Below are 15442 nucleotides of genomic sequence, written 5' to 3' on the forward strand. Positions count from 1 at the left end.
TGCGCCACATCCCAGTCGTTCTGCTTCAGTTTGCCGTCGCTTGAAGCCGACATTGCGGCGACCAGGCTGGCTGTCGCGGTGGCGCTATGAATTAAAGTGGTGTGCAGTGGATTTTGACGTGCTGCGATGCGGTAGGGAGCTGGGGCCCCCGTCGCGGATGACGCACCTTTCGAGAGCTGAGACGGTGCGGACCTTCAGCCGCTGGCGGATAATCGCGCGCCTCTGTCCTGCCGGGCCTCTCCTCAACAGGGACGATCGGCCGTCACCTTGGCTTCGCCAATCGTCGTCGTCGCAGGAAGAGCCGGCAACGGTGCTGCCAATCTTCTCCTCCATAGGATTTGCGCAGCGCAGCTTGAGATCAGACCTGGCTTGCCTCCCTTGCGCCGGTTGTCGTCTGATCGTTCTGCACCATCGCAAGCGCCGTGCCGGACTCGCCCTCCCACAGGATCAGGCTGGCCGCGCCGACAAGGCCCGCCCGGTCGCCGAGCTCGGCCGGCACGATCGGCACGTCGCGATAGGCAGGCATCGCCCGCTCGTCGATCGTTGCCCGGATTGTCGGCGAAAGCAGGTCGAAGCCGTTGGCAAGGCCGCCGCCCATGACGATCAGTTCCGGCGAATAGAGATGCAGGAGGTTGGTAAAGCCTATGCCCAGCCACTTCGCCTCCGCTTCGACCAATTGCAAAGCCGCTGCATCACCCGTCCGAGCGGCCTCGACGACATGCCGTGCCGACACGTCGCCATTGTTGGAAAGGCGCCTGAGCAGCGACCCGTCGCCCGGTGCCGTGAGCGCAGTCGCCCGGCGACCGAGGGCGGTGCCAGAGGCGACAGCCTCGAAACAGCCCACTGCGCCGCAGAAACAGCGGTCGCCTTCGCCCGTGATCGTCATGTGGCCGATCTCGGCCGCCAGTCCGCGCCGGCCGTGATAGATATGGCCATCGGCAATCACGCCGCCGCCGATGCCTGTCGATACCGTGACGAACACCAGCGATCCGGTGCCACGCCCGGCGCCGAAGCGCCATTCGCCAAGCGCCGCCGCATTGGCGTCGTTCTCCAGCCGCACCGGCAGGCCGAACTGCCGGCTGAGGATGTCGATCAGCGGCACATTGTGCCAGCCGGCCAGGGTCGGAGGCCCGATGACGATGCCGGCCTTGGGGTCTAGCGGACCCGGCGCGCACATGCCGATGCCGGTGACTTTCGCCTGTGGGTGCTCCTTGAGCAACGTGTCCGCCAGCGTGATGATCTGACCGATCACCGCCTCAGGTCCTGCGCCGGCAAGCGTCGGCGCCGAGACACGGGCGACCACGTCGCCACCGCGCTCTACCAGCGCGCCGCGCAGCTCCGTGCCGCCCAGATCGAAGGCAAGCGCAAGCGTGCTCATCAGGCGGCTGCCGTCAGCCCGTGCAGCCAGGCCATGCGCTGCGCAAGGTCAGGATCGCCGAAGGCGAGCGAGCCCAGCACAACGGTGTCGGCGCCGGCGGCACGCAGCAACGGCACCGTCTCATGGCGGATGCCGCCATCGGCGGCGAGCACGATGTTGGCCTCGCGGCCGGCTTTCCGGATCAGCGCCCGCGCCTCCATGAGCCGCGGGCAGGCTTGCTCGGACAGGCTCTGGCCCTTGACGCCGATCGAGGTGCCGAGAAGCGTCACAAAGGCAACTTCGGGCAGGAAGGGCACGATGGCCGCGACCGGCGTCTCCAACCTGAGCACGACGCCGGCCTCGGCGCCGAGCTCATGCGCCAGCTTGACAGCGCGCAAGCCCGCCTCGCCATTCTCGGCATGGATGGTGACGAGATCGGCGCCGGCTTCGATGAACTGCCGCGTCTGCGCCTCGACGATTTCCGCCTCGACCATCAGATGCACATGGATCGGCTTCGCGGTCAGCCTGGCGATGCGCGCCACCAGGTCGGGAAAGAACAGGAAGCCGGGCGTGAAGCGGGCGTCCGCCACGTCGATATGGTGCAGATCGGCATAGGCTTCGATGCGCCTCAGGTCGCGTTCCATATTGGCGAGATCCGCCGACCAGAGCGAGAATTCGCCCAGCAGCCGGTTGCGCGGCAAGGCGGCGATGGCGGCGGGGCCGGAGAGGGATTTACTGGTCATGACGGAATGAGACTCCGGACGTTCGAGTGGGATTGCAGGAAGGTTGCGATCTGACTGTGCAGCTCGCTGAAATGCTTGGCGCTGTCGCGCGCCTTGGGCGTGATGTCGGCAAAGATCGCGTTAGGGATCGCGGCGGCCAGCGCGTAGGCGGCAGAAAGTGGGTGCACGGCATCGACCGCATTGCCGACAACCAGCGTCGGAATGCGCAAGCCGGCGGCGTCCCGTTCGGAAATGCCTGGTCCATCGGCGGCGATGTTTGCCAGCACCTGCGCAAAGGCGCGGGCGTCCGGCCGGTCGAAATAGCCGAGCAGCGAGGTGAGATTGTCAGGCGCATCGCGGTAGAGATGCAGCGCCGTTTTCGACTGCGCGAAGATCGTCTTCGCCCTTTCGGGGCCGTGTTCCAGGATCAGCTCTGCCACCTCGGCGATCGGCCGCATGTTGTCGGGCGCCTCGGTGAACGTCCAGGCCGGCCTTACCAGCACCAGACCCGTCACGCGGTGAGGGTAACGGCAAGCAAGGCGCATGGCGATCGCCGCGCCCATCGAGACGCCGCCGGCGACGAAGCTGTCGACGCCGGCCTGGTCGGCGACGGCGAGCACATCGTCGGCGAACATCTCGAAGGAGAAGGGCCGCCGATCGCCAAGGCCGGAGCCGCCATGGCCGCGGCATTCCAGCGTGATGCGGTGAAAGCCGGCGGGGAAGGTCTGCGCGACCTGCGCCTCGCCGCCGCCCAGCCCGTGCTGAAAGACGACCGCCAGACCTTCGCCGGTGTCGGTGACGCCGAGCATGGCGCCGTCGCGGAACAGCTTTGTCTCGCCCGACATCAGACCAACTCCTTGAGGAAGCGTGCGACACCGGGCGCCTCTTCGGCCGAGAGCCCGTGCGTCACCAGCGGTCCGTCGAACTCCGTCGCCTTTAGCCGGGCGATGAAGTCGGCGAAATCGACGATGCCTTGCCCGGCGGTGGCGAAGCGGCCGTCCGCGAAACGGTCCTTGGCATGGGCCATGGCGACGTGCCCCCCCGTTCGTTCGACTGCGGCAGCAACGATGGCGCGCGCTTGCGCGGCATCCGCCTGTTCGAACAGGTTTGCCGGATCGAGCACGATGCGCAGCCGCTTCGAGCGCATCTGGGCGATCAACCGCATGGCGTCACCGGCGGAGGTGACGATGTTGGCCTGTTCGGGCTCGATGCCAAGATCGACACCATGGCGCTCGGCGATCAGCAGGGCCTTTTCCATCTCGCGCGCCATATCGGCCCAGGCCGAAGGATCGGCATTGTCCGGGTGGTACGCCCATTGGTCGTCACGGTTGCGCGTTCCGGTGCAGAGCGTGACGAGCTTGGTGGAAAGCCTTGCGGCGGCTTCGATCACCACCGCCAGCCGGCGCAAGCCATTACCGCGTACCTGCTTGTCCGGATGCGCCATGTTGTAGGTTCCAGACAGCGCCACGAGGCCGACACCCGAAGCGTCGACGGCTTCATTGATGGCCTGGATCGCCTCTGCGGGAACCTCATCCGGCATCGACGGCAGGCCCGCGCAGGCGAGGTTGAACTGAGTGACCGCGAAGCCCGTGTCGCGCACGGCAGCCAAAACGCCGGCCGGCTCGCTGCCCGGGAAGGTCTTGGCGAACACCCCGATCTGCATCAGACCGCTCCCGTGACGCCGGCTATCTCGACGCGTTCGCCGCTTTCGACCGAACGCGCGATCGCCACCATGGCGCGGATCGAGGCCAGGCCGTCATCCACATTGGCGCCGCGCATCGGCTTGCCGTCGAGCACAGTCTCGGCCAAGCCTTCGAGCTGGCGGCGGAAGAAATGGCCGTCGGCGCCGAGCGGCTTGCGCGATGTCGCGTCCTTCTCGTGAAAAATGTCGACCTCGCTGGCGCGGAAGTACCAGGGATTGAAGGTCTTCGCGATCACCGAGCCGTTCTCGCCGTAGAGCTGGAACCCTTCGTGCCAGTCCATGCGCACGGCGACGGTGAGATCGAGATGGCCGAGCGCGCCATTGGCGAACTCGGTCTCGACGAACCAGCAATAGGCGCCAAAGCGTTCATTGAGCCTGGCGCGAACGGCGGTGATCTCGCCACACAGGAAGCGCGCCGTGTCGACGAGATGCGAGCCATGCGCCAGCATGAAATATTGCCTGAGATCGGCCTTCGGATTGCCTGCCGGCTTTCTCGCCAGCTTGCTTGTGACGGGCAGCGGCTGGATCGCGTCGGTGTTGGTGTAGCGATGGGTGGAATCGCAATACCACGCCTTCAGCGCCAGGATATCGCCGATCTCGTCGCGGATGAAATCGCGCGCCGCTTCCAGTGCCGGATCGAAGCGTTTCATGTGTCCGACCTGAAGCACCTTGCCTGAGCGCTTGACCGCGTCGGCGAGTTTCTGGCCTTCCTCGACCGACACGCCTATCGGCTTTTCGCACAGCACGTGCTTGCCGGCCTCGAGTGCCTTGACCGACATCGGCACGTGATAGGCATCCGACGTGGCGATGATCACCGCCTCGAGCTCAGGGTCGGCCAGCATTTCATCAAAGTCGTCATACATCTTCTGCGGCTCATAGGTGGCGCCCATGCGCGCGAGCAGGTCAGGCGCGGCGTCGCAGATCGCATAGAGGTCGGCATTGCTTGCCTTCACGCAGGATTCCAGATGCGCGAACTGGGCGATCGGCCCGCAGCCGAGCACACCAACACGTAGACGACGGTCTTTCTTGCGGATCATCGTCTCAGGCTCCGTAGCCGCGCATGGTCTGGCGGTTGGCCTTGACCGCGCCGGCCGGATTGGCGGCGGCGGTCTCAGAACTCTTCCTCCAGCACCAGCCAGCCGTTGAAGTTGGGTGCCGCACTGGCGATCTCGATCACCCTCGCCGTGTCGCAGACGCCCTTGCCCAGCATCGCCCACGTGCCGCTCGCATCGACATCCTTGAGGTGCACGTAGCGGATGCGGTCGCGATAGGTGGTGAGTGTATCGGCCATGTCCTTGTGGCCTCGCAAGATGTGGCCAGTGTCCGGCACCCAGCCGACCAGCGCAGCGTCGAGCAGGGAGAAGATGCGGTCGTAGTCGGCGCGGTCGAAGAGCAGCGTGTTGTGGTGCGAGCTAGGGTGCACCGCGACCTGCACGCCGGCCTTGCGGCCGAGCTCGCCGGCCTTGTTGTAGACTTCCGCGGCGATCGCGAATTTGTCATCGCGAGGCCCGTCGGAGACGACGGTGGCCGAGCCCATCGAAACCAGCGCGCCCGGAAAGGCGGCGGCGAAGTCGATCCAGCGCTCGGCTGTCTCGAGGTCGGCGCCGATCTTGTCCTTGAGGGTGAAGCCGCTCTTTGAGCCGAACGCGAAGGAGACCAGCGTCAGGCCGCGTGACTTCAGCGCCGCGGCGAATTCGGCCGGCTTGCCGGCATAGCGGCCGATCATCGTGTCGGTGATCTCGATGCCGGCATAACCGCCATCGGCGATCGCCTTGATGAGGTCATCGGGGCCGCCGGTGAACCGGTCTCCCAGCATTTCCCAGGTGAAGGTCTGGCAGCCGACTTTAAGGTCTTTCACGTTCATCCTTTCATTCCTTGGTGCGGCAGGTCCCTATTTGACCGAGCCCGCGGTCATGCCGGCGAGGAAGAACCTCTGGGCAATGAGGTAGATGAGCAAGAGCGGCAGCGAGCCGAGCACGCTCATCGCCATCATCTGGTTCCACTCGAAGGCGTGCTGTCCCATCAACAGCTGGATGCCGATCGGGACGGTGCGCATCGAGGTCGACTTCGTCAGCGTCAGCGCAAAGAGAAATTCGTTCCAGCACAGGAGGAAGGTGTAGACCGACGTTGCCACGATACCTGGCAATGAGATCGGCACGATCACCCGCCAGAGCGCCGTCCAGCTGCTGCCGCCATCGACAGCCACCGCTTCATCGAGATCGCGGGGCAAGGTGTTCAGATATCCCGTCATCAACAGGATCGCGTAGGGTAGCGTGAACACCAGGTAGGTCAGGATCAGCGCGACATAGGTGTCGAAGATGCCATAGGAGACGACAAGCCCGAAGAAGGGGATCAGAAGCGTGATCGGCGGGATCGTCTGCGTGCTGATGATCAGTGTGTTCAAGCTGCCCTTACCGCGGAAGTTAAAGCGGCTGAACCCATAGGCCGCCAGCAGGGCGATCAGCACCGTCAGCACGGTCACCGCTCCGGCGACGAAATAGCTGTTGAAGAAGAAGCGCAGCTTCACCGGGTCGCCAAGGATGGCTTCATACGCTTCCAGCGTGAAGGCCTTCGGCAGTATGGTTGGCGGCAAGGCGAAGATTTCGGTATTCGACTTGAACGAGCTGCTGAGCATCCAGTAGATCGGAAAGGCCGCGAAGAACAGTCCCGCTGCAAGACCAACATGCAGCGCGACGGTGATCAGCCTGTCTTTCGGCGAGTGTCTTTTCCTCATGGCGACTACCGGGCCTTTTGATAACGGATATAGAATAGCGTCAGGCCGAGAGAGATCAGCAGGATGACCACGGCGCTCGCCGACGCCTGAGACAGGTTGTAGCTCGAGAACGCCAGCTTGTAGGTGTAGGTGCTGAGCACCTCGGTCGAGTAGATCGGACCGCCGCCAGTCGTTATCCAGATCAACGGGAATACCTGCATGGTCCAGATGAAGTCGAGCAGCGAGATGCTGATGATGATAGGCATCAGTTGCGGGATGGTGATGAAAATCAGCTTCTGGTAGCCCTTCGCCCCGTCGATGTCGGCGGCCTCGTAGAAATCCTTGGGAATGCCCTGCAGGCCGGCGAGCAGGCTGACCATGAAGAGCGGGTAGCCCGCCCAGATATTGGCGAAGGTGACGGCATGCAGCGCGGTCTCGGGCGAGGAAAACCACTCGACCTTGGAACCGATGATGCCCAGCTGCATGAGGATGCTGTTGACCACGCCGTTCGGCTCGAGCAGGAGGCGCCATATCACGGCGATGATCACCGCGGTGAACAGCCAGGGCAATATGTAGAGCACGCGCAGGATATTGCGCAGCGTCGGATTGATGCGGTCGCTGTTCAGCATGAGCGCGAAGATCATGCCGATGGTCATGTGGAAAACGACGCTCATGCAGGTGAAGTAGAGCGTGTGCCACAGCGAGGCCCAGAACACCGGATCGTCGTAGATCGCCTGGTAGTGTTTCAGTCCGGCAAAGGACGGGTCGCGACGCAGCACCGCGCTGTTCTGGAACGAGTAAGCGACCACCGTCACCATCGGCAGCAGCATCAGAAGGCCGATGATGATGAGCGAGGGCGACAGGTAGAGATAGGGTGCGACCGCTCGTTTCAGCTTGTGGTGGGAGCGCTTCTGCCGGGTCATGTGCCAACCTTGGGATACGCCTTCAAGAGAAGGTGAGCGTCAAAAACAAATTCATCTCAGATTGCCGATCCGTTGTTGCCGGGTGGCCGGCCGAAGTCAGGCCACCCGGTCGAAAATAGCAAACGGGAACAGGATCAGAATTTCGCCATCCAGCCCTTTTGAGCATTGGCCGCGGCTTGTTCCGGAGACTGCTCGCCCGCAAGCATCTTCTGGGCTTGCACGTCGAACTGGGTCATCAGGTCCTCAGCCACCGGCAGACCCGTGAACTCGTTGGCGAGATAACCGGTCTTGAAGATTTCGAAAGCCTTGCCGAAAGCCTTGTCGGAGGTCACGAAATCGGGCTTGGCGTTGACATTGCCCGGGAAGGCATTCGCAAGCGATACGAGCTTGGCGTTCACCTTTTCACTCATCAGATATTGCACGAGTTTCCAGGCTTCCTCCTGATGCTTCGAGCCGGCGGAGATGCCGATGCCCCATGAGGCATAGGGAAGGCCGCGCTTGCCGGTGTAGCCGTCCACCACCGGGACCGGGATCAAGTCGAAGTTCAGCTTGGGATTGCGCTTGCGGATGAGATTCACATGCGCGAGCGAGTCGATCATCATCCCGACGCGGTCGTTGACGAATTCCTCGACCTTTTCCTGTTCGGTCTTGGTGGCGATGCCGGGCGAGATGGTGCCGGCGTCGTTGAGCGATTTGACGAAAGTAAGCATATCGACGACCGGCTTGGCCTCGAGAGCCGGCTTGCCGTTCGCCATCATCGACTGACCCGAAGCCCAGACCCAAGACATCATGTCGTTCTGGACCCCGGACGGCGTTTGCAACGAGAGCGGCAACACCCAGCCATACTGGTTCTTGTCGGCATGGGTCATCTTTTTGGCGGCTTCGAGAAACTCCGCCCGGGTGGACGGCAGCTTGGTCACGCCGGCCTGGGCGGCGAGGTCCAAATTCACGAAGACCGGATAGACGAACGAAGCGACCGGGAACATCACCGCCTTGCCGTCCACCTTGATGATATCGGCGACCTGGGTTTTGTCGAACTTGCTCGCATCCATCATCGGGTTCATGTCGGCGAGCGCATTCTGCGCGTTCAGATTGTTCACCCAGGCGCCGTCGAGACCGACGACGTCGCTGAGCGTTCCGGTCGCGGCGCCAACCGAGATCTGATCTCGCGTGGTCGCATAGGGGCCGCTTACCAGCGTCACCTTGATTCCGGGATTCGCAGCCTCGAAATCATCCATGATCTTCCGCAAGGAGCCTGCGGGCAGCTCTGGCTCCCACCATTGGGTGAATTCCAGCGTCGTGTCCGCCATCGCGCCGGTTGCGCCAAGCAACCATGCGGCCGCGGCTATTTTCAGCATCGCGGGTCTTATTCGAAACGTCATCTTCTCCTCCTTCTTTAAGATCGGCCGCACAATGCGGACGATCGTCTGGTTTATTCAGAAGCCTTCTTTCGCAGGCGCCTCGCTCCCGCCTGCGGGCCTTGCCGCAAATCTTCAGATCGCCAGATGCGTCTCGGGATCGAAGAAATGAAGCTTGGTATCATCCAGGGCCAACCGGATTTCCGAGCCGGACCGGACTTCGCTGACCGGTTCGAATTTCGCCACCGCGTTCGACGCCAAGCCGAAATCCTTGACCGCGTCCGGGTCGCCGGAGTCCACCTGGACCGCGTCGATGTTGAGATGGACGATATGTTCGGACCCGAGTTCTTCGATCGAGGTCACCTTTGCCGGTATCGTCTGGTATTTGCGGCCGGATTCGAGGCTGCTGTCGTAGAGGTCCTCCGGCCGGATTCCGAACACGACCTTGCGCCCGACATACGATTTCAAGCTTGGCCTGCGCACGAAAGCCGCATCCTGAAGCCGGATGGCGAAGGCGCCGGACATCAACTCGGTGCCCGCCAGCGTTGCCTCGAAAAGGTTCATCGATGGAGAGCCGATGAAGCCGGCGACGAAGGCGTTCACCGGTGATTCATAGAGCCGCTTGGGTGTGTCGACCTGCTGCAGCACGCCCCCCTTCAACACCGCGACTCTGTCGCCCATCGTCATAGCTTCAGTCTGGTCGTGAGTGACGTAGATGGTTGTGACGCCCAGCTGCTTTTGCAGGCTGGTGATTTCGGCGCGCATTTGCACGCGCAGCTTCGCGTCCAGGTTGGAAAGCGGCTCGTCCATCAGAAAGGCGGCCGGCTCGCGCACCATGGCGCGTCCCATGGCAACCCGTTGACGCTGTCCGCCTGACAGGTTGGCTGGCTTGCTGTCCAGCAGCGACGTCAGCTGAAGCGTCTTGGCGATCTCGTCCACGCGCTTCTTGCGCTCGGCCTTCGGCTTGCCGGCCAACCGCATCGAAAAGGCGATGTTTTCGAATACCGTCATATGCGGGTAGAGCGCGTAGCTCTGGAACACCATCGCGATGTCGCGGTCCTTGGGCGGCATGTCGACGACGTCTACGCCGCCGATCCGGAGGCTGCCGCTTGTGACGTCCTCCAATCCCGCGATCATTCGCAACGCGGTGGATTTGCCGCACCCGGACGGCCCGACGAGGATCAGGAACTCGCCGTCCTCGACCGACAGGTTCAACTGGTCGATCGCGTGAAAATTGTTCCCGTAGGTCTTGCAGATATTCTCAAGAACGACTTCTGCCATCTTCCTCCCTCCACAAGTCTAAGCCGCTGATTTTGTCGTTGTTCTCGGCCTGTATACGCTTGCGAATGTTTCCTCGGACAAGGTCCGCTCTAGGTTCCGGTATCGAGCCGCGCATGCTTCAGTTCGGCTGCCGACGGAGCGTTCGCCGAAGCCAGGAGTTGCATGACCTGATTTTCGTTCGGAAGCGCCTCGCGCCCGCCATGACCCGTAACCGACAAGGCTGCGGCCGCAGCCGCGAATGCGACCCGTCCCGCGGTGTCGGCGCCGCGCGTCAGTGCATGGGCATAAGCGCCGTGGAAGCAGTCGCCCGCGCCGGTCGAGTCGACGACGGCAACCCGGTGCGAAGGTAGGTGCCAGAGCCCCGTCTCGTCGCGTCCGCGATAATAGACGCCCCTGCCGCTATCGGTCAGAACCACGGCGGACCGGGACGGCGACCACAATGCGTCGAGCATCTCGGCGGGCGAGCGGCACCCCGTGGCGGTCCGCGCAAAGCCGAGCGGAAGAATGAGATGGTCGCAAAGCGCGATCAGTCTCTCCGTGGACGGGCCGCCGCTCCATTCGATATCGCCGAGGATCGCCAGGCCGAGCTCGCGACCCCGGGCCACGACATCCAGCGACCGGATCGCATAGCCGTCGACAATCAGCACGGCCGCGCGGCTGAGGACCTCGTCCGGAAAGTCCGGCGCGGTGCCCAGCATCGCGTCGTCGTCATAGGCTATGAACCGGTCCCCATCCGAACCGACGGTGATCCGCGAGCGCACCGGGCGGGCATCCGGGTGGCGTGGCGCGAATGCGGTTTCGACACCGCTCTCAATGAGATCGCACAGCACTGCGTCGTCCGCGGCATCGCTAAGCCAGCCAATGAATCCGGCGTTTCCGCCGAGCCGCGCGACGGCGGCAAGAGCCGTCGCAACATTTCCGCCGAAAGCGCGCGTGCTTTGCAGAACCTTCCCCTTGCCCGCCGACAACGGCCGGTCGACATAGGCGATGTCGTCGATCGCAATGGCGCCGAAGCCGAGGATGGAGGGGACGGCGGGCATCGTTCAGGCGCCTGCCTTTGCAAGCGCTTCCTGCGCCGAAAGGCCGTCATGGATGACACCTCGGAAAGCAAGCGCCGCCTTCTGAGGATCGCCATGTCCCCAGAGATTGCGACCTACCACGGCGCCGCGCGCGCCGGCACGGATGGCATCCGCCGTCTGCTGAAGCGCGCCGAGCAGCGTATCGGTCTTCGGCCCGCCCGCGATCACGACCGGCACCGGGCAGGTCCGAACGGTCTCCCGGAACGACTCGAAGTCGCCCGTGTAGCCGATCTTGATGACGTCGACGCCGGACTCGTAGCCGATCCGCGCCGCATACGCGATCTCGTCGGGGGTAAAGACGATCTTCGCCCCGTCGGTGAAATCGCGCGGATAGATATGCGCCACCACTGGCATGCCGTAGCGGGAAGCCGCATTCACCGAATCGGTCAGCCAGCGTATGTATTTGCCCTCGGTCGCGCCGCGCACCGGAATGGCCACGGCCAACGCGTCGGCGCCAGCCCGCACCGCGTCCTCTGGCGTTGCGATCAACTCGCTGATGCGATCGTCCGGAGTGAAGCAGCCCGCCTGAATCACCAGACAAGCCTTGCCCGCATATTGCGGCCACAGATGGCGCGCGGTGCCGGGCTGGATGCTGACATAGTCGGGTTTGCCCGCCATGACGCGTGCGAGCGCGCCCGGCAGGTCGGCAAGACCACCTTTGCGCACGTCGCCATAGCCGACGAAGTGGTCGACCGCGCCGCCAAAAAGATTCCCCGATGGATGCGAGAAGAGGCGCGCAAGACGAACTTTGGTTCCTAGGCTCATCAGGTCAAAATCCCGTTCGTTTGTTTTTCAAGATCCCGGTGCTCAGCGTTTTCACATGCTCTATAAAAAATTTACGCGCGTCAAGAATTAAAATGTTGTATAGCGGCTTCCGGCTGTGATCCATTGCTGGCGCAACGGGGCGGCCGGGCCATGGCCGCGTTGGGAGGTAAGATCTGAAATGCACGGAAAATCAAAGACGAAGCTGGGCATCGGCGTCATCGGATGCGGCAACATCTCGATGACCTATCTGCGCAATGCGAGCCTATTCGGCGGGGTCGAGCTGCGCGCCTGTGCCGACATTTCAGCCGACATGGCCGCGCTCCGTGCCAAGGAATATGGCATCCGTGCACTCGGCGTCGACGCGCTGCTGGCCGATCCCGACATCGACCTCGTTCTCAATTTGACGATACCGGCGGCGCATTTCGACATCTCGTTTTCGGCGCTGTCAGCCGGCAAGCACGTATTCACCGAAAAGCCTCTGGCGACGTCCGCCGCCGATGGCCGCCGGCTGGTCGACGAGGCGGCAAAGCGTGGGTTGTTGCTCGGTTCGGCCCCTGACACCTTCCTCGGCGCTGCCGGACGAAGGGCGCGCCGGCTGATGGACGAGGGCGCGATCGGCCGCGCCGTGACCGGCACCGCCTTCATGATGGGCCGCGGCATGGAGCACTGGCATCCCAATCCGCAATTCTACTACCAGCCTGGCGGTGGGCCGGTCTTCGACATGGGCCCCTATTACCTGACCACGCTCGTCAACCTGCTCGGCCCGGTCGCCCGCGTCATGGCGATGACGTCGCGCGGCCAGGACGAGCGCCTGATCACTGCTGAGGGACCCTACAAGAACACCAGCTTCAAGGTCGGCACGCCCACCAACATCCTGTCGCTCCTGGAATTCCGCTCCGGCGCCACCGTCACCTTCGGCGCCTCCTGGGACGTTTTCAGACACTCGAACCATCCGATCGAATTGCACGGCACCGAGGGCTCGCTCAGGTTGCCCGACCCGGACACGTTTGGCGGCACGGTCTCGCTCTCGGCGCGTGGCGCCGACTGGAAAGACTTCGAAAGCGAGAGAGAACTCTACGGCGCGCGCAATTGGCCCTTTGCTGCGCCCGACCGCGCCAACTACCGCATGCTCGGTGTGGCGGACCTGGCACGCTCGGCGTCGGAAGGCAGGAAGCCGCGGGCGTCGGGCGAACTCGCGCTGCACGTGCTGGAGATCATGGAAGCGATCCTTGTCTCGGGCGAAAGCCGCGGTTCCGTCGCGATCAACGGCACGGTCGACCAGCCGCCGCTGCTCGGCGAGGACGAGGCGGCGAGTTTGCTGGCCTGACAGGAGGTCCGCCAATGACGACATCGCCACGGATGGAACCACAATCCTCGACCACGCTTGATCCGCAGGCGCGGCGTGTTCTCGATGTCGGCCGCCGGGCGAACGGGCCGGCCTTCGAGGCCGGCACGCCGGAACAGGCGCGCCGTGCCTATGTAGACGGTCTTCCAGATATGCAAGGCGATCGCGAGCCGGTGGCCTCGGTCACCGAGCGCACAATCGCCGGACCGGGTGGCCCGCTGACGCTGAGGATCTATCGCGGGCAGGGCGCGCCTGATGCCGTTGCTCCAGCACTGCTCTATCTGCATGGCGGGGGCTGGGTAATCGGCAATCTCGATTCGCATGACGAGATCTGCCGATGGTTCGCCAACATCGCGGCTTGCCTGGTCGTGTCGCCTGATTACCGGCTGGCGCCGGATCACAAATTTCCGGCTGCCGTGGAAGACTGCCGCGCCGTGCTGTCATTCATGCAGGATCATGCCGCCGATCTCGGTGTCAGCGTGAAACGCATCGCCGTCGCCGGCGACAGCGCCGGCGGCAATCTGGCCGCTGTGGTCAGCCTGCTCGCGCGCGACGACGACCATCCGCTGACGGCGCAACTGCTGCTCTATCCCAACACCGATGCCGCACAGACGGCCGACAGTTACCGTCGCTTCGCCGAAGGCTTTGGCCTGACCGCCACGACCATGGCCTGGTTCCGCGATCACTATATCCGCAAGGCGGCCGACATCGGCGATTGGCGCGTCTCGCCGCTCAAGGCGGCAAACCTTGCAGGCGCTGCTCCCGCCTTTATCGCCATCGCCGGTCATGACATCCTCGCCGACGAGGGCGAAGCGTATGCCGGGCGCCTACAGGACGCCGGAGTGCCGGTCGTGCTCAGGCGCTGGCCGGGCCAGATCCATGGCTTCGTCTCGATGGGCCGCCACGGGCCGGCATCACGACAGGCGGTCGAGGCGGCGGTTGCCGCATGGCGTGGCTTCGATCGCACCTTCGCCAAAGATCAGGCCGACTGACGCATCACCAGCGTCGCGTCGAGTTTGACCTTGGGCGCGACCACCGTCCCGTCTTCGTTGAGCAGGGCAAGCAGCGTTTCGACGCTGCGGCCGGCCATGGCCGCGAAATCCTGCGCCATGGTGGTGAGGCCAGGGCATGCGTAGCGGCTCAGCGGATGGTCGTCATGGGCGGCGACGCGCAGGTCGCAATCCGCCTTGCGGCCGACCTTGAGCCCCCGGGAGAAGGCCGCCGCCATCAGGCCGAAGGCCAGGCGATCGTTGTTGCAAAGGATGGTTTTGCCCGGCAGGTCGCCATTGCCAAGCATTCTTTCCGTCTGCTCGTAGCCGATCCGCTCGAAATCCCAAGTGTAGTCCTTGGTGTTGCCGATGACGATGGGTTCATGCCCGAGTCGTTTCATCGAGGCGACATAGCTGCTCAGCCGTTCGGGCGAATTGTGGTTGACGTGCGGGATGTCGAAATAGACCGGCGCGTCGCCAGAGCGGCAGAGATAGTCGACGATGGTCGCGACGCTCTGCGTGTTGTTGTTGCCGACGAAGGGCGTGTGGCCCTCAAGATAGCTGTCGAAATAGACTATCGGGATCGCCTGCGTCAGCTTTTCCAGCGTGCGATGGTCGGAACGCCGCCCGAGCGGCGCAACGAGCGCGCCCGAGACCTTCAGGGACAGGATGGTCCGCGTCGCCTCGACCTCGAGCTCGGTGGAGCCATGCGAGGAGATGACGATCGGCCAATAGCCTTCGTCGCGCAGCCGGAGCTCGATGCGGCTGACCATCTCCGAATAGAACGGATCGGTCAAAGTCGGCACGACAATGCCGATGCTGCGCGTGCGCTTGCGGTTGAGGTTCCGCGCAAACAGATTAGGCTGGTAATCGGACGAGCGCAGCGCTTCTTCGATGCGCTTGCGCGTGGCCGGCTTGACGCTGGTCGGATCGTCGAAATATTTGGAGAGCGTTGGCCGGGACACGCCGCACGAACGGGCGAAATCCTCCATCGTCTTGTGCGTCATCGCCATTCAAACCCTCGCAGCATGGATTATGGGCCCATGAGCTGTCCCGACGCTTTCCTTACGGTGCGCCGGAGCGTGACTGCAAGTTCAAATTTTACAGGAAGCCCTGCGAGTTATCAACGCGTCGACAAAAATTATTGCATGCGTAAATTTATTAATTGACGTGAAGAATCACAGATCGTATCCGTCTTGAAGATCATA

General features: G+C 63.5%; 14 protein-coding genes and 1 pseudogene. 2 read left to right on the forward strand and 13 right to left on the reverse strand.

The window, feature by feature from the left end:
* Positions 1 to 358 precede the first annotated feature (358 nt).
* From ACR64R_RS00200 to ACR64R_RS00255, 12 genes and pseudogenes are all read right to left on the reverse strand, one after another.
* Entirely contained in the window at positions 359 to 1378 is a 1020-nt protein-coding gene (locus tag ACR64R_RS00200) for an ROK family protein (protein WP_487359695.1), read from the reverse strand.
* A complete protein-coding gene (locus ACR64R_RS00205; protein ID WP_487359696.1) occupies positions 1378 to 2100 on the reverse strand; it encodes a ribulose-phosphate 3-epimerase in 723 nt (240 codons plus the stop codon). Before ACR64R_RS00205 ends, ACR64R_RS00200 begins: the two co-directional genes overlap by 1 nt.
* Positions 2097 to 2924 carry an alpha/beta fold hydrolase gene (locus ACR64R_RS00210; RefSeq protein WP_487359697.1) on the reverse strand — a complete coding sequence of 276 codons (828 nt, stop codon included), beginning with the start codon at positions 2922 to 2924 and terminating at the stop codon, positions 2097 to 2099. The genes ACR64R_RS00205 and ACR64R_RS00210 overlap by 4 nt, the downstream gene beginning before the upstream one ends.
* Positions 2924 to 3742, reverse strand: a complete 819-nt coding sequence (locus tag ACR64R_RS00215) for a sugar phosphate isomerase/epimerase family protein (RefSeq protein WP_487359698.1) — start codon at positions 3740 to 3742, stop codon at positions 2924 to 2926. Before ACR64R_RS00215 ends, ACR64R_RS00210 begins: the two co-directional genes overlap by 1 nt.
* Positions 3742 to 4818: a Gfo/Idh/MocA family protein gene (locus ACR64R_RS00220; protein ID WP_487359699.1), complete on the reverse strand. Its 1077-nt coding sequence runs from the start codon at positions 4816 to 4818 to the stop codon at positions 3742 to 3744. Before ACR64R_RS00220 ends, ACR64R_RS00215 begins: the two co-directional genes overlap by 1 nt.
* 4 nt (positions 4819 to 4822) lie before the next feature.
* Positions 4823 to 5645 (reverse strand): annotated as a pseudogene (locus tag ACR64R_RS00225) (sugar phosphate isomerase/epimerase family protein).
* 27 nt (positions 5646 to 5672) lie between these two features.
* Positions 5673 to 6515 carry a carbohydrate ABC transporter permease gene (locus ACR64R_RS00230; protein ID WP_487359700.1) on the reverse strand — a complete coding sequence of 281 codons (843 nt, stop codon included), beginning with the start codon at positions 6513 to 6515 and terminating at the stop codon, positions 5673 to 5675.
* Between the two features lie 5 nt (positions 6516 to 6520).
* The gene (locus tag ACR64R_RS00235; RefSeq protein WP_487359701.1) at positions 6521 to 7417 is read right to left on the reverse strand and encodes a carbohydrate ABC transporter permease; all 897 of its coding nucleotides are present in this window, start codon (positions 7415 to 7417) and stop codon (positions 6521 to 6523) included.
* A 134-nt stretch (positions 7418 to 7551) separates the two neighbouring features.
* Positions 7552 to 8799 carry an ABC transporter substrate-binding protein gene (locus ACR64R_RS00240; protein WP_487359702.1) on the reverse strand — a complete coding sequence of 416 codons (1248 nt, stop codon included), beginning with the start codon at positions 8797 to 8799 and terminating at the stop codon, positions 7552 to 7554.
* 111 nt (positions 8800 to 8910) lie between these two features.
* The gene (locus ACR64R_RS00245; RefSeq protein WP_487359703.1) at positions 8911 to 10056 is read right to left on the reverse strand and encodes an ABC transporter ATP-binding protein; all 1146 of its coding nucleotides are present in this window, start codon (positions 10054 to 10056) and stop codon (positions 8911 to 8913) included.
* Between the two features lie 89 nt (positions 10057 to 10145).
* A complete protein-coding gene (locus tag ACR64R_RS00250) occupies positions 10146 to 11096 on the reverse strand; it encodes a PfkB family carbohydrate kinase (protein ID WP_487359704.1) in 951 nt (316 codons plus the stop codon).
* 3 nt (positions 11097 to 11099) lie between these two features.
* Positions 11100 to 11900: an aldolase gene (locus tag ACR64R_RS00255; protein WP_487359705.1), complete on the reverse strand. Its 801-nt coding sequence runs from the start codon at positions 11898 to 11900 to the stop codon at positions 11100 to 11102.
* Between the two features lie 178 nt (positions 11901 to 12078).
* Between ACR64R_RS00255 and ACR64R_RS00260 the strand changes: the two genes are divergently transcribed.
* Positions 12079 to 13227 (forward strand): Gfo/Idh/MocA family protein, encoded by a 1149-nt coding sequence (locus ACR64R_RS00260; protein ID WP_487359706.1) that lies wholly within the window; start codon positions 12079 to 12081, stop codon positions 13225 to 13227.
* 14 nt (positions 13228 to 13241) lie between these two features.
* Positions 13242 to 14237, forward strand: a complete 996-nt coding sequence (locus tag ACR64R_RS00265; protein ID WP_487359707.1) for an alpha/beta hydrolase — start codon at positions 13242 to 13244, stop codon at positions 14235 to 14237.
* On the opposite strand, the gene ACR64R_RS00270 is transcribed toward ACR64R_RS00265, so the two are convergent.
* Entirely contained in the window at positions 14225 to 15247 is a 1023-nt protein-coding gene (locus ACR64R_RS00270; RefSeq protein ID WP_487359708.1) for a LacI family DNA-binding transcriptional regulator, read from the reverse strand. The genes ACR64R_RS00265 and ACR64R_RS00270 overlap by 13 nt on opposite strands.
* Between the last annotated feature and the right edge of the window lie 195 nt (positions 15248 to 15442).

It is taken from the genome of Mesorhizobium sp. MC2-1-1, assembly GCF_057597255.1.